The organism is Nocardia sp. NPDC024068, from assembly GCF_040638875.1.
Classification (GTDB): domain Bacteria; phylum Actinomycetota; class Actinomycetes; order Mycobacteriales; family Mycobacteriaceae; genus Nocardia.
Map to the genome: position 1 here is coordinate 1 of NZ_JBEZYU010000095.1, position 12,295 is coordinate 12,295.

The window sequence follows — 12,295 nt, forward strand, 5'->3', positions numbered from 1 at the left end:
GTGCGCGGAGCCGACCATGCGGGCGACGTTATGCGACAACAGGTTTCGTACGCTAGAAAGTCCTTCGGGCCTCGAGACTCGCGGCTTCGCCGCATTGCTTCGAGGCCGGAACCACGGGACGGCCCGCACCCCTCCAAGGGCCTCGTAAGACTCGGCGGGGAGGGAGGGGCGGTGTGGGATGCGGAGGGTTGGGTGCGATGGCGAGGGGCGGGTCGGTCCCAGGGAGTGGGTTGGTCCCAGGGCTGGGTTGGGCCCGGAGGTGGGTTGGTCCCGGGGGGTGAGATAGACCGGCGGGGGTGGCTGTGGCTCAGAGGTGGGTGACTCACCGGGGTGGAGTCGGGGAGCGGAAGCGTCGGGTGGTGGGGGTTGTGGCGTACGCGGGCGATGCCGGGCGGGGCCGTGTGCTCCAGGGGGGCGTGCATCTGTGTACTCCTTCCCACTCGTTGCCTTCCGCGGCCATGGCGGGGCCGCCGGCAAATACAGAATCCGGCCGGTAGGTATTTTTTGTACTCGGCAATTATGCGCTATCGGTGCTTTCCGGGCGATATTCTTCCGGCGGCGGGTTTTCTCCGGGCAACACGATTCGGATCAATGCGCCGCCGCGGTCGGAACTATCGATCGCAATGGTGCCGCCGTGTTTGGTGACGACCTGTTTCACAATTGCCAGTCCCAGGCCGGAACCGGGCATCGATCGGGATGCGGTGGTTCGGTAGAAACGCTCGAAAACCAGTTCGCGCTCGTTGGGCGGAATACCGGGGCCGGCGTCATCGACGGACAGTTCCAGCAGGCCGCGGCCGGTTTCGGCCATCACCACCCGAATCGATTCGTCCGGTGGACACCATTTCGCGGCGTTGTCGAGCACATTGAGAATTGCGCGTTCCAGGGCGGCCTCGTGTCCGTAAACGAACCAGGGCCGCAATTCCGCGTCGAATCCGACAGCGCTGCGGCGGCGGACTCTCTCCAGCGAGCGTTCGGTGACCTCGCCGAGGTCCACCCGCTCGTACACCGTTTCCGGTGCGTCCTCGCGAGCCAGGTCCACCAGATCGCCGACCAGGTTCGACAGCTCCTCGATCTGGGCCACCACATCGGAACGCAGTTCGGCCATATCTTCCTCGGGGAGGGCCGGGGCGTCGGGATGACTCGACGCGATGAGCAGCTCCATATTCGTGCGCAACGAGGTCAGCGGGGTGCGCAGTTCGTGCCCGGCGTCGGCGACCAGGCGCCGCTGCCGGTCGCGCGATTCGGTGAGCGCGCGCAGCATGGTGTTGAAGCTCTCGGTCAGCCGGGCGAGTTCGTCGTCGCCGGTGACCGGAATGGGAGTCAGGTCGTCGGTGCGGGCGATGCGTTCGGTGGCGGCGGTGAGCCGGGCGATGGGCCGCAGACCGGTACGGCCGACCGTGGTCCCGGCGCCGGCGGCCAGCACCACCCCGCACGCGCCGACCGCGAACAGCAGCCAGGCCAGCCGGTCCAGTACCTCACGGGTCGGTTCCAGCCGCTGCGAAATGATCAGGGTGACCCCGGAATCCATCCGCTCGGCGAGCACCCGCTGACTGTTGTACGTGCGCAGCGACGAGTCACGCCGGCCCTGGGCGACCGCTATCTCCTCGGTGCCGATGGGAGGCGTGGTGGGTTGCGGCGGCATATATACCGGCAGGCTCGCGCGCTGTGCCGGATCCTGGTTCGCCACCGGATAGATCAACGCGACGCCGATATCGTTGGAGAACAACGTCGCGACACCGAGCGACTGGAAGGCCATACTGTCGATATCGCCGCTGATCATGGTCTCGGCGCGGGCCCGTAGCTGGGCGTCCACCTGGCCGTACAGCGCGCGGGCGACCATGGCGTAGGCGGCGATCGAGGTGATCGCCACGAAGATCGCCACCAGCGACGCGGCCAGCAGCGTGACCCGCCATCGCAGCGAGACGGTGCGGGTCAGCGGTGTCGGTGGCCGCATGGAGGGCGGCTCGTCCGGCCATGGGCCGCCGAGCGGTGCGACGGTATGTTTCTTCGTCGCCGAGCGAGGGGTGCGTGCCATATCCGTGCTTACGGGGGCGTCTCGCGCAGCACGTACCCGACACCGCGCACGGTATGGATCAGCCGGGGCTCGCCGTCGGCCTCGGTTTTGCGGCGCAGGTAGCCGATATACACCTCCAGGGCGTTACCGGAGGTCGGGAAATCGTAGCCCCATACCTCTTCGAGGATGCGCCCGCGCGTCAGCACCCGGCGCGGATTGGCCATCAACATTTCCAGCAATGAGAATTCGGTGCGGGTCAAGGAGATGGATCGCGTACCCCGCGAGACCTCCCGCGTGACCGGATCCATCGACAGATCCGCGAACGTCATCACCTCGGAGATCTCGCCGGCATCCGGCGCCCGGCGACGTAGCAGCGCCCGCAGCCGGGCCAGCAACTCCTCGAGCGCGAACGGTTTGGGGAGATAGTCGTCGGCGCCGGCGTCGAGCCCGGCGACCCGCTCGGAAACCGAATCACGCGCGGTCAGGACCAGGATCGGCAGATCATCGCCGGTACTGCGTAGCCGCCGGCAGACTTCCAGCCCGTCCAATCTCGGCATCATCACATCGAGCACCAGCGCGTCCGGGCGCTCCGCGGTCGCCTTCTCCAGTGCGTCGATACCGTCCACGGCCAGATCCACGGTGTAACCGTTGAAGGTCAGCGACCGGCGCAGCGATTCCCTGACCGCACGATCGTCGTCGACCACCAGTATGCGCATATCACCAGTTTGACGGCAGCGACTGAGAGGCTACTGAGAGGGCCCGCCGCATCGGCGAGTACCGCTACCACGGGCTTCTTCCCGCGCCTTTCGATTTCTGAACAGACGTCCAAATGTTAAGGGCGATTCCAACGATCCAGCCACCGGCACCGCACGTCACCAGAACGGACCGAGTACCGGCCGTCGGTATCGACCGACGCCACGACCTGCGAATTCATCCGATAACCGGATCTCCCATTACCGAGTTGTGATATGTGACGAAACCTGTTCCCCATACGCTATATTCGCGGTATAACCGTCTGAGCGCCCCGATTGCCGACCGGTAGCATGCACGGTATGTTTCGAGCGGTAAAAACCAGACCTCTGGTCGGTTCGTTGTGGATTGAATCATAACTGAAACGGCCACGCACCAAATGAGGTCGATCGTGATGCGGAGGCGACAGAGGCGGATGGAAACACCGCGACCGTGGCAATTCAGCCTGTCCAACTGGTCGGTCACCCGCAAGGTCGGCATCGTGCTGGTGTTGCCGGTCGTCCTGGCGACGCTGTTCGCCGTCCTGCGGATCAACAATGAACTGCGCACGCTGGAGCAGCTCGAGGCAGCGACCCAGCAGTCCCGCATCATCGGGCCGATCGTCGACTACAACGCGGCTGCCGAACATCTGGCGGTGACCGCGACGGCCAACAGCACAGGTGATTCCGAATCCCAGGCCACCGCCGCACTGGCCCGGTTCGACTCCGCCCACCAGGCGCTCGAACGATCGCTGGACGCCAACCAGATCAGGCCCGAGGTCTCCCGTGAGCTCGCCTCCGCGCTCACGCTCGGCAGCACCATGCGCAGCGGGCTGAGCACCGGAAGCCCGGCCATGGTCGGCGACCAGGCCGACGAGATCGCCGTCCGGATCGGCAACGCCCTGGCCCAGTCGCCCACGGTCGAGGATCTCTCCATTCAGCGCTACTTCCTGCAGGTCAGCGCCATCCAGAACGCGCGCAGGTCGTTGACCGCCCAGCGTCTGGTGATCAGTTCGCCGACCGCGGAGGACAATCCGGCGATGCGCGCCCGGGTCCTCACCTCGGGTGGCGCCGAACTCACCATGATCCACCAGTACGGCCAGATCATGCCGGATGTGGCCGGCAATATGCGCCCGTTGCTGGACGCGGTGCAGACCCGGCTGGCGATCTTCAGCCAGGGCACCCAGGGCGCGCTCACCGATCCGGCGGCGCGGGATTCGCTGCTGACGAGTTCGCAGGCCTACGAGACCACCACCGGCCAGCTCACCGCCACCATCACCGGCGCCCTGCACCACGCGACGGTATCCGCGCAGAACAGCGCGCTGCGTGAGACCGCGCTGCTCATCGCCGCCCTCCTCGGCGGTCTGACGCTGGCCCTCGCGGTCGCGCGAACCCTGGTCGTGCCGGTCCGCCGGTTGCGCCGTGACGCCCTCGAGGTGGCCCATGTGCTGCTGCCCGAAGAACTCGAACAGGTCCGCGGCGGCGCCGAGACCCCCGAGATCCAGCCGGTCGGCGTCCAGGGCACCGAGGAGATCGGCCAGCTCGCCCGCGCGGTCGACGAAATGCACCAGCAGGCCCTCAAACTCGCCGGTGACCAGGCCCGTCTGCGGGTGCAGATCGGCAATATGTTCGAAACGCTCTCCCGGCGCAGCCAGTCGCTGGTGGAGCAGCAGCTCGGCATCATCGAGGACCTCGAACACGACGAGGACGATCCGGAGCGGCTGCAGAACCTCTTCCGGCTCGACCATCTCGCGACCCGGATGCGCCGTAACGGCGACAACCTGCTCGTCCTGGCCGGTACCGCGCTGCGCCGTGGCCAGCTGGACCCGGTACCGCTGTCCGATATGTTGTGGAGCGCGGTCTCGCAGGTCGAGGACTATCAGCGGGTGGAGATCGGCCACGTTCCCGACGGCGTCGTCGCCGGTGAGCCCGCGGTCGATATCGAACATCTGCTCGCCGAGGTCATCGACAACGCCCTCCGCTACTCCCCGCCCAACACCCCGGTGGCGGTGACCGTATCGCGCGCGGTCGACGGCGGATACCTCATCGAGATCACCGACCGCGGCCTCGGGATGGCCACCGAGGATCTGCAGGCCGCCAACGCCCGGCTGGCCTCCGGCGGTGAGATCAACGTCGAAACCGCCCGCCGGATGGGCCTGTTCGTGGTCGGCCGGCTGGCCAAGCGGCATCAGATCACGGTGGGCCTGCGCCGCACGTCGACCATGGCCCAGCAGCCCGGTATCACCGCCAGCCTGCACCTGCCGGGTTTGCTGGTTTCGCCCGACACCGGCGCCGACAGCCCCAATACGCTCACCGCGGACCTCGCGCTCAGCCCGCCGCCGCTGCAGCAACCGCAGTCGCGTCAGCTGACGCCGGTACCGCCGATCTCGGATTCGTGGCCTTCGCGCACCGAATACCCGGTACGTCCACTGCCCCCGCCCCCCGCGCTCACGTCGGCTCCCGCGCTGAGCTCGGCGCCGCCGCTGGATTCGACGCCGAGCCACACCTTCGGCACGACGCCGAGCGGTCTGCCGCAACGGCGCCCGGGCGCGGACCTCCCGGTGGGCGCGGGCAACAGCAACGGCAACGACAACGGTTCGCGGGACACCTTCTCGGCCTTCGACCCGGTGCCCGAACCCGAGCCAGAACCCGAGAGCTCGCCGACCGGTCTGTGGGCGGAAACCTATAAGACCCAATCGTTCCCGGCGCCGACGGACTCCCGCAACAACTGGTCCGCGCCCCCCGCCGAGAATCAGGCCTCACATACCTCCCGGTCCGGATTGCCCATCCGGCGGCCGGGTATGGACCACGACAATCCGTTCGGCCGACCGAACGAACGAATGGGCGAGCCGGTCACCGCAGCAACCACGACTTCCCAACGGCTGCAACCGGTCGGTGGCGAAACACCCACTCCGATCTATCAGCGTATGGTGTCGGAATGGCTGGTCGAACCGGCGACACAAGAACAGCCACGCCAGGACTGGACAACTCCGGCCGATATCGGCTGGCTCGCCGCGGAGGATGCGGCCAAGCCGAGCTCGGACTCCACGACCGCGAACGGGCTTCCCATCCGCCGGCCGGGCGCTCAGCTCGTCCCCGGCGGTCTGGCCCCCGTCGAAGACGAGGCCCCGCGGAATCCGGAGGAGATCCGGAGCAATCTGACCAGACACCTGAGTGGGGTCCGCAGTGGGCGGGCCGATGTTCAGCACAATGACGGAGGGGTTCCATGACCGACCCGAAGAGCAGCACGGACGAGAATCTGAACTGGCTGGTGGCCAGATTCACCCGCGACGTTCCCGGTGTCTCGCATGCCGTCCTGGTCTCCGCCGACGGTCTGCTGCAGGCCGTGAGCCCCCATCTCCCCGCCGACCGTGCCGAACAGCTCGCCGCGGTCACCGCCGGACTGGCCAGCCTGTCGACGGGTGCCGCGCAGTTGTTCGACGGCGGCAAGGTGATGCAGTCGATCGTGGAGATGCAGCGGGGCTACCTACTCGTGATGAGCGTCGGCAACGGCTCGCATATCGCGGTACTGGCGAACAAACAGCACGATATCGGCCGGATCGGATACGAGATGGCCCTCCTCGTCGACCGCGTCGGTTCGGTCGTCAGCGCTACCGCCCGATCTACCGTCTGAGCACCATGTCGCAATTCGGCCAAGGCATGCCCAATTATCCGACCGGTGGGCCCGATTACGGGCCCGGAGCGCACAACTTCGGGCCGGGCGCACAGAACTTCGGGCCGGGATCGTCGCAGTACAACACCGGTACCTACCGGATGCCGGGCACCCCGCCGTCCAACAGCTCCCGCCGGGCCGGACGGGTCCGCCCCTACGCCCTCACCTCGGGTCGCACGCAGCCCGCGGTCGATCTGCCGATGGAGGCGGTTATCGAAACCATCTCCTATCATGCACAATTCGATTGGCCGTCCGGCGACATCCGGTCCGAGATCCTCCGTCTCGGAACCCACCAGCTGTCGGTTGCCGAAATCGCCGCGCACCTCGATCGCTCACTCGGTATGGTCCGCGTCGTTATCGGTGATCTCGTCGTGGACGGCAACCTGCGAGTGCATTCGACTTTGACCGAGCAGGCGAGCTACGACGAACGCCGGTCGCTGATGGAGAGGACATTGCGTGGACTCCGAGCCCTATAGCAAGACTCAGGGTGGTGCCGCGGCGGAATCCGAGACCCGCGTCGCCTCGACCAAGATCGTGGTCGCCGGGGGGTTCGGCGCGGGTAAGACCACCTTCGTGGGTGCGGTCTCGGAGATCGTGCCGTTGCGCACCGAAGCCATGGTCACCAGCTTCTCCGACGGCGTGGACAATCTCGAGGACACACCGGACAAGCAGACCACCACGGTCGCCATGGATTTCGGGCGGATCATCCTGCCCGGCAATCTGACGCTGTACCTGTTCGGTACGCCCGGCCAGCGCCGGTTCTGGTTCATGTGGGACGACCTGATCCGCGGTGCGATCGGGGCCGTGGTCCTGGTCGATACCCGCCGGCTGGAGGACAGCTTCGCCGCCGTCGACTTCTTCGAGGCACGTAAACTGCCGTTCCTCATCGCGGTCAACAGGTTCCCGAACTCGCCCCGCTTCGCCATGGCCGAACTCCGCGAGGCGCTCTCGGTGCGCGAAGGGGTGCCGATCGTGGATATCGACGCCCGGGACGCCAAGGAGGTCCGCCAGTCGCTGGCGGCCGTCACCGAGTACGCCATCAGCCGTCTGAAGGCCCAGGAATACCAAGGAGTCGCCCGGCATGGCTGACACGCTGGCCGCCGAGACGGTCGCGACCGTCGATCTGTTCACCATGGGCTACTGGCTCGTCCTGCTCACGGTCACGGTCTCGGCCGTGGGGATGTTCGTCGGCCTGGCCTGCGGGGTGAACGGCCGCCGTTCGGTGCGGTTCAGGCCGGTCTGGATCGCCGCCGCCGCGGTCGCGATCGGCGGTGTCGGTATCTGGCTGTCATTCGTCGTTGCCCTGCTGGGCGTATCGATTCCGGGCCAGATTCTGCGCTTCGATATCTCCGAACTCACCGTTTCGCTGTTGTTCGCCGTCGGCGCGGTGTTCGTCGGGCTACTGCTCGCCGGCCGCGAATTCCAGGTGCAGCGGATGGCCTCCGCAGCCGGCGCGCTGGGAATCGGCTTCGGAATCATGCTGTGGCTGCAGTTGGCTTCCGTCGATGTCCAGGGCTCGGTCTCGGTGACGTTCTGGCTCTTCCTGATAGCCGTCGTGATCGCCGTGGGCGCGTCTTCGCTGTGCCTGTGGCTGTTCCAGCGGTTCCGTTTCCCGGCGGCGCGAGTGGGGTCGGTCCTGATGTTCGCGGCAGGCGTCGCGGCGGTCTACTTCACCGGAATCGCCGCCCTGGAGTTCCGGCTGGACCCCGATGCGGAACCGGCCCAGGGCCTGGAGTTGTTCGGTTACGCCTTCCCCATGTTCGTGATCGGCCTGCTGGCCCTGGCCGTCCCGATCACCGCGGTCCTGGTGGCGCCGGAGCGGCGCGACGAACAGCCCGCCGCGCGCAGGCCCGTGCCTCCGCCGGCACCGGGTGACGGCCCGGCCGGCGACGACCCGCTCATGCTGCCCGCAGACGCCGATCCGCGCGGTTCCCGGCCCTCCGCCGCGGCGGCGCTGGCCCAGCGCGACCGGCCGCTGCCCACACCCGCGCACTGATCCGGGCGGACGCCGAAACCGTGCCGGTGGAACAGGAGACGGTGCTGCGCGAGTTGTGGGCACAGCTGCGCGCACTGCGGGGCGAAGTGGCCGAGTTGCGGACCGAGATCAGTGAGATGGAGGCAACCGTCGCCGATCTCGCGGCCCGCGAGGAGCAAGCCGAACGAATCGTATTGCCGTGGCCGGTCTCACTGATGTTGCTACCCGCCGCGCTGGCACTGGCTCTGCTACGGGAACTGAACACGCTGGCAGAGGCGCTATCCGCGGAATGCGTGGCACGTACGGAGAATGACGGCGAAGTGGCGCAGATTCGGGGTGAAAACCCTTAGAAGTGGCGATGAGCGGGTCTCCCATTGCTGGGAGACCCGCCCTCACGCACGAGGATAATCGGTATGGACCGGTGAAACAGCCCAGTGGCAAGTTTTTCCGGCGAACACCGTGTACGAGTACGGAATCGGGGCCCGGGATCGACCCGCGGTCCGCAATCGTACAGCTAGCGGTAATCCGGGTGAATACGCTGGTAGCGATTGCCCGACGGTTGCCCGGAGGTCGCCTGGGATGCCCGGGCAACGCTGTCTCGCCACCGATTTCACATCTAGGGGCCCTGACATTTCAGCGGCGTTCCGGGTCGATCAGGCCGCGCCGGAGGGCTTGCACCAATCGGCGCGGCACCCGATGTACCGTCCCGCCGACCGTCACCGGCACCAGATCCGGCGCGGCCGCCTTCCAGTTCGCCCGGCGGCTGCGGGTATTGGATCGCGACATCTTCCGCTTCGGAACCGCCATCTCAGCGCTCTTTCCGGGCGGGTGCGACGCGGGTCCCGTACCGGCGATGGAACTTCTCGACTCGCCCCTGGGTGTCCAGCAGCCGCTGGGCACCGGTCCAGAAGGGGTGCGAATCCGCAGTCACATCCACCACGAGCAAGGGATAGGTCTCGCCGTCGGTCCAGGCGACCGTGCGTTCGCCGGTCGCCGTGGAGCGGGTGAGAAACCGTTTCCCGGTGCTCGCGTCCTCCACGACCACCGGGCGGTAGTCCGGATGAATACCTGATTTCATCATTTCTCCTTCCGGGCGCGCTCGCCCGTATCGTTGCCTCCGTCGCCGGTGGCGGCGGGATGCGGTATCTCCGATTCGCAGGGGTCGGTATGCCATTCGCCGAACGGGTCGTCCCAGCGGGCGACCTGATGGGGCGCGCGATCGACCAGGCGCAGCTCGGCGTCGTCGACCAGCGCCCAGTGCAGCGCCTGCCGGATCTCGTCCGGGTCGCCACCGTGTACCAGGATCGTCAGCGAGATATCGCGATCGCCGAACCGGTCGTCCCAGCGCAGCGCCGCCATCGCCCGCCGCTCCGGGTCGGCATCGGCGAATTCGGCGGGTGACATGGCCGCCAGCCAGCGCCCGGCACCGCCGACCCGGAGCCCGCCACCGGCCGATTCCAGCCACACCACCTCATCGGGCTGCGTGGCCAGCCAGACCCGCCCGCGGGCCGTGATCACCCCGTAGAACAGGACATCCAGCGCCTCGTGCAACCGCTGCGGATGGAAGGGCCGGCGGGCCGCGAATTCGACCAGCTCGACCCCGTCGGCCGGACCCAGCGGCGGCCGGCCCCGCAGCAGCGGCGCATGGGCGTCGAATACCGCACCGCGCCGGGCGTCGGGGGGAATCCGGCCCAGCAGATCGTCGACGACGGCCGGCGTCACGGTCTCGTCCCACGACACGGGAGCCGAGGGGGCGAGCCGCCGGAGCACCGCCGCCAGCGCAACCCGCTCCGGGGCCGTCACGGCGTTCCCACCCGAGACCAGTACCGCATCGGCGAAATCGACCTGCCCGACCGCCAATTGGGCCACCGTACGATCGTCGTCGGCACGAGCCCAGCCGTGTTCGGCCAGCGTTTCGTCGCCGGTCGCGGCGGTGAGCCAGGTCCGTGCGTCGATCGTGGTGAGTACGGCGGCCACCCGCACGTCCCGGGCCGCGGGCCCGTCCACCCGGCCCACCATGCCCGTGACCGGGATATCGGCGATCCCTTCACAGACCGCTTCCGCTTCGAACGCCGGATCCAGCGCCAGCACGATGCGATGCACGGAATCCCGCGCGGCCAGCGTGCGCAGCAGCGGCAGCAGATCCGCCTTCAACGTGCAGGACACACATCCGTGGGCCAGTTCGTGGACCGTATGAGCGGCCGCCCCTTCGGAGCGCACGGTCCGCCGGACCACCCCCTGGTGGAGCTCGGCGAGGTCGTGCCGGACCACGACGGTGCCCGCCGCGGCACCGAGAGCTGCGGCGACGAGATCGACGGATCCGTCCGGATCACCGTGCAGTCCCGCGACCACCACCACCGGGGTGCGGCGATCGGCCGTTCGCGGATCCTGAGCAGAGTACGACACCACGACCCTTTCGGTAATGATTTTCATTAACTACCCGGCACACGGTACAGTCCGGGCTCGCGGTTGTCGAAAATGATTGTCATAATCTTCCGCACAGATCATCAGCGACACTCGGAAGGAGCCGTATGTCCGCGCACTGCCAGGTCACCGGCCGCAAACCTGGGTTCGGCAAGGCCGTCTCGCATTCACACAAGCGAACGAACCGGCGCTGGGACCCCAATATCCAGCGCAAGACCTACTACCTGCCCGGCGAAGGACGCCGAATCACCCTGAACGTATCGGCGAAGGGCATCAAAACCATCGACCGAGACGGGATCGAGGCAGTGGTCGCCCGCCTCCGCGCCCGCGGCGAACGGATCTGAGACGAACCATGGCATCCAAATCGACCGATATCCGGCCGGTGATCAAACTCCGCTCCACCGCGGGCACCGGTTACACCTACGTCACCCGCAAGAACCGGCGCAACGACCCCGACCGGATGGTGCTGAAGAAGTACGACCCGGTGATCCGCCGCCACGTCGACTTCCGAGAGGAACGGTAATGGCCAAGAAATCCAAGATCGCCCGAGACGAACAGCGCAGACAGACCGTCGCGCGCTACGCCGACCGGCGGGCCGAACTGAAGGAAATCATCCGGAAACCGACCACATCCGACGACGAACGCCTGGTCGCGCAGGCCGCCCTGCGCCGCCTGCCCCGGGACGCCAGTCCGGTACGATTGCGCAATCGGGACACCGCCGACGGGCGACCGCGCGGTTATCTCCGGAAGTTCGGCCTGTCACGCGTGCGTGTACGCGAGATGGCACATCGGGGAGAGTTGCCCGGTGTGCGCAAATCGAGCTGGTAACCCCGCAGATCTCGTGAGTTAGGAGCCGGTCATATGGCAATCAAACGAGGCCCGTCGAAGAAGGCCCGCGCCGAGCAGGCCCGCAAGCCGAAGAAGAACCCACTGATCGCCGCCGGCATCGAAACGGTCGACTACAAGGATGTGAACCTGCTCCGCACGTTCATCTCCGACCGCGGCAAGATCCGCAGCCGCCGGGTCACCGGCCTGACCCCGCAGCAGCAGCGGCAGGTCGCCATCGCGGTGAAGAATGCCCGCGAAATGGCCCTGCTTCCCTTCACCAGCAAGTAGGGGATGTAGTTGGAGCCGCCACTCCAAGCAGGGTTTGGGGAGTGGCGTCTCCGCGAAGGTGAGTTCGGATCGACACCTCCGCCAAGGGTCGGGCTGTAATTTTGGAGCGGCTCCGCCGCTCGAGGGTGGGGCCCCGCCCAGGACGGATTGCGACCATCCGGATAAAACGAGAGATCCCCGCGAACGCACCCCGCACTACGCAGCGCATGGTCCGGTACCAGCGTCACCACCCGGTTCCGATCCGGACCGGGCTCAACCCATTGGATGGGTCACGTCCTCGGTGCCGAGTTCAGCGAGGCCCTGAAAGGGTTCGGCCCGCGTCTGCTGTCAGCCCTCGAAGCGAGGCGGCGCAGCCGCGAGTCTCG

At 67.2% G+C, this 12,295-nt stretch carries 15 protein-coding genes; 10 read left to right on the forward strand and 5 right to left on the reverse strand.

Annotation, left to right across the window (positions count from 1 at the left end; genetic code table 11):
- Nucleotides 1–517 precede the first annotated feature (517 nt).
- Together AB0F41_RS30675 and AB0F41_RS30680 are read right to left on the reverse strand one after the other, a co-directional pair.
- The gene (locus tag AB0F41_RS30675) at nucleotides 518–2,035 is read right to left on the reverse strand and encodes a HAMP domain-containing sensor histidine kinase (RefSeq protein WP_357429926.1); all 1,518 of its coding nucleotides are present in this window, start codon (nucleotides 2,033–2,035) and stop codon (nucleotides 518–520) included.
- Between the two features lie 8 nt (nucleotides 2,036–2,043).
- The gene (locus AB0F41_RS30680; RefSeq protein WP_357429928.1) at nucleotides 2,044–2,730 is read right to left on the reverse strand and encodes a response regulator transcription factor; all 687 of its coding nucleotides are present in this window, start codon (nucleotides 2,728–2,730) and stop codon (nucleotides 2,044–2,046) included.
- 449 nt (nucleotides 2,731–3,179) lie between these two features.
- On the opposite strand from AB0F41_RS30680, the gene AB0F41_RS30685 reads away from it, so the two are divergent.
- The 6 genes from AB0F41_RS30685 (at nucleotide 3,180) to AB0F41_RS30710 (ending at nucleotide 8,740) form a co-directional block, all read left to right on the forward strand.
- Nucleotides 3,180–5,972, forward strand: coding sequence for an ATP-binding protein (locus AB0F41_RS30685; protein WP_357429930.1), 2,793 nt, complete (start codon nucleotides 3,180–3,182; stop codon nucleotides 5,970–5,972).
- A complete protein-coding gene (locus AB0F41_RS30690; protein ID WP_058854582.1) occupies nucleotides 5,969–6,376 on the forward strand; it encodes a roadblock/LC7 domain-containing protein in 408 nt (135 codons plus the stop codon). The genes AB0F41_RS30685 and AB0F41_RS30690 overlap by 4 nt, the downstream gene beginning before the upstream one ends.
- A gap of 140 nt (nucleotides 6,377–6,516) precedes the next feature.
- Nucleotides 6,517–6,891, forward strand: coding sequence for a DUF742 domain-containing protein (locus AB0F41_RS30695; RefSeq protein ID WP_357429953.1), 375 nt, complete (start codon nucleotides 6,517–6,519; stop codon nucleotides 6,889–6,891).
- Nucleotides 6,872–7,504 carry an ATP/GTP-binding protein gene (locus AB0F41_RS30700; protein ID WP_357429933.1) on the forward strand — a complete coding sequence of 211 codons (633 nt, stop codon included), beginning with the start codon at nucleotides 6,872–6,874 and terminating at the stop codon, nucleotides 7,502–7,504. The genes AB0F41_RS30695 and AB0F41_RS30700 overlap by 20 nt, the downstream gene beginning before the upstream one ends.
- Nucleotides 7,497–8,411 (forward strand): MHYT domain-containing protein, encoded by a 915-nt coding sequence (locus tag AB0F41_RS30705; RefSeq protein WP_357429935.1) that lies wholly within the window; start codon nucleotides 7,497–7,499, stop codon nucleotides 8,409–8,411. The genes AB0F41_RS30700 and AB0F41_RS30705 overlap by 8 nt, the downstream gene beginning before the upstream one ends.
- 26 nt (nucleotides 8,412–8,437) lie before the next feature.
- Nucleotides 8,438–8,740: a hypothetical protein gene (locus AB0F41_RS30710; protein ID WP_357429937.1), complete on the forward strand. Its 303-nt coding sequence runs from the start codon at nucleotides 8,438–8,440 to the stop codon at nucleotides 8,738–8,740.
- 283 nt (nucleotides 8,741–9,023) lie between these two features.
- Here AB0F41_RS30710 and rpmF read toward each other — a convergent pair whose 3' ends face one another.
- Genes rpmF through AB0F41_RS30725 form a run of 3 tightly spaced genes read right to left on the reverse strand, consistent with a single transcriptional unit; the run spans nucleotide 9,024 to nucleotide 10,823 of the window.
- Nucleotides 9,024–9,197: a 50S ribosomal protein L32 gene (gene rpmF, locus AB0F41_RS30715; protein WP_357429939.1), complete on the reverse strand. Its 174-nt coding sequence runs from the start codon at nucleotides 9,195–9,197 to the stop codon at nucleotides 9,024–9,026.
- Between the two features lies 1 nt (nucleotide 9,198).
- Nucleotides 9,199–9,468 carry a type B 50S ribosomal protein L31 gene (locus AB0F41_RS30720; RefSeq protein ID WP_357429941.1) on the reverse strand — a complete coding sequence of 90 codons (270 nt, stop codon included), beginning with the start codon at nucleotides 9,466–9,468 and terminating at the stop codon, nucleotides 9,199–9,201.
- The gene (locus tag AB0F41_RS30725) at nucleotides 9,468–10,823 is read right to left on the reverse strand and encodes a GTP-binding protein (RefSeq protein ID WP_357429943.1); all 1,356 of its coding nucleotides are present in this window, start codon (nucleotides 10,821–10,823) and stop codon (nucleotides 9,468–9,470) included. The genes AB0F41_RS30720 and AB0F41_RS30725 overlap by 1 nt, the downstream gene beginning before the upstream one ends.
- Before the next feature lie 98 nt (nucleotides 10,824–10,921).
- Here AB0F41_RS30725 and rpmB point away from each other — a divergent pair, with 98 nt between their 5' ends.
- Genes rpmB through rpsR form a run of 4 tightly spaced genes read left to right on the forward strand, consistent with a single transcriptional unit; the run spans nucleotide 10,922 to nucleotide 11,930 of the window.
- Nucleotides 10,922–11,158, forward strand: coding sequence for a 50S ribosomal protein L28 (rpmB, locus tag AB0F41_RS30730; protein ID WP_357429945.1), 237 nt, complete (start codon nucleotides 10,922–10,924; stop codon nucleotides 11,156–11,158).
- Between the two features lie 8 nt (nucleotides 11,159–11,166).
- Nucleotides 11,167–11,337 (forward strand): 50S ribosomal protein L33, encoded by a 171-nt coding sequence (gene rpmG, locus AB0F41_RS30735; RefSeq protein ID WP_357429947.1) that lies wholly within the window; start codon nucleotides 11,167–11,169, stop codon nucleotides 11,335–11,337.
- A complete protein-coding gene (gene rpsN, locus AB0F41_RS30740; protein ID WP_357429949.1) occupies nucleotides 11,337–11,642 on the forward strand; it encodes a 30S ribosomal protein S14 in 306 nt (101 codons plus the stop codon). The genes rpmG and rpsN overlap by 1 nt, the downstream gene beginning before the upstream one ends.
- A 33-nt stretch (nucleotides 11,643–11,675) precedes the next feature.
- Nucleotides 11,676–11,930: a 30S ribosomal protein S18 gene (gene rpsR, locus AB0F41_RS30745; protein ID WP_357429951.1), complete on the forward strand. Its 255-nt coding sequence runs from the start codon at nucleotides 11,676–11,678 to the stop codon at nucleotides 11,928–11,930.
- Nucleotides 11,931–12,295 lie beyond the last annotated feature (365 nt).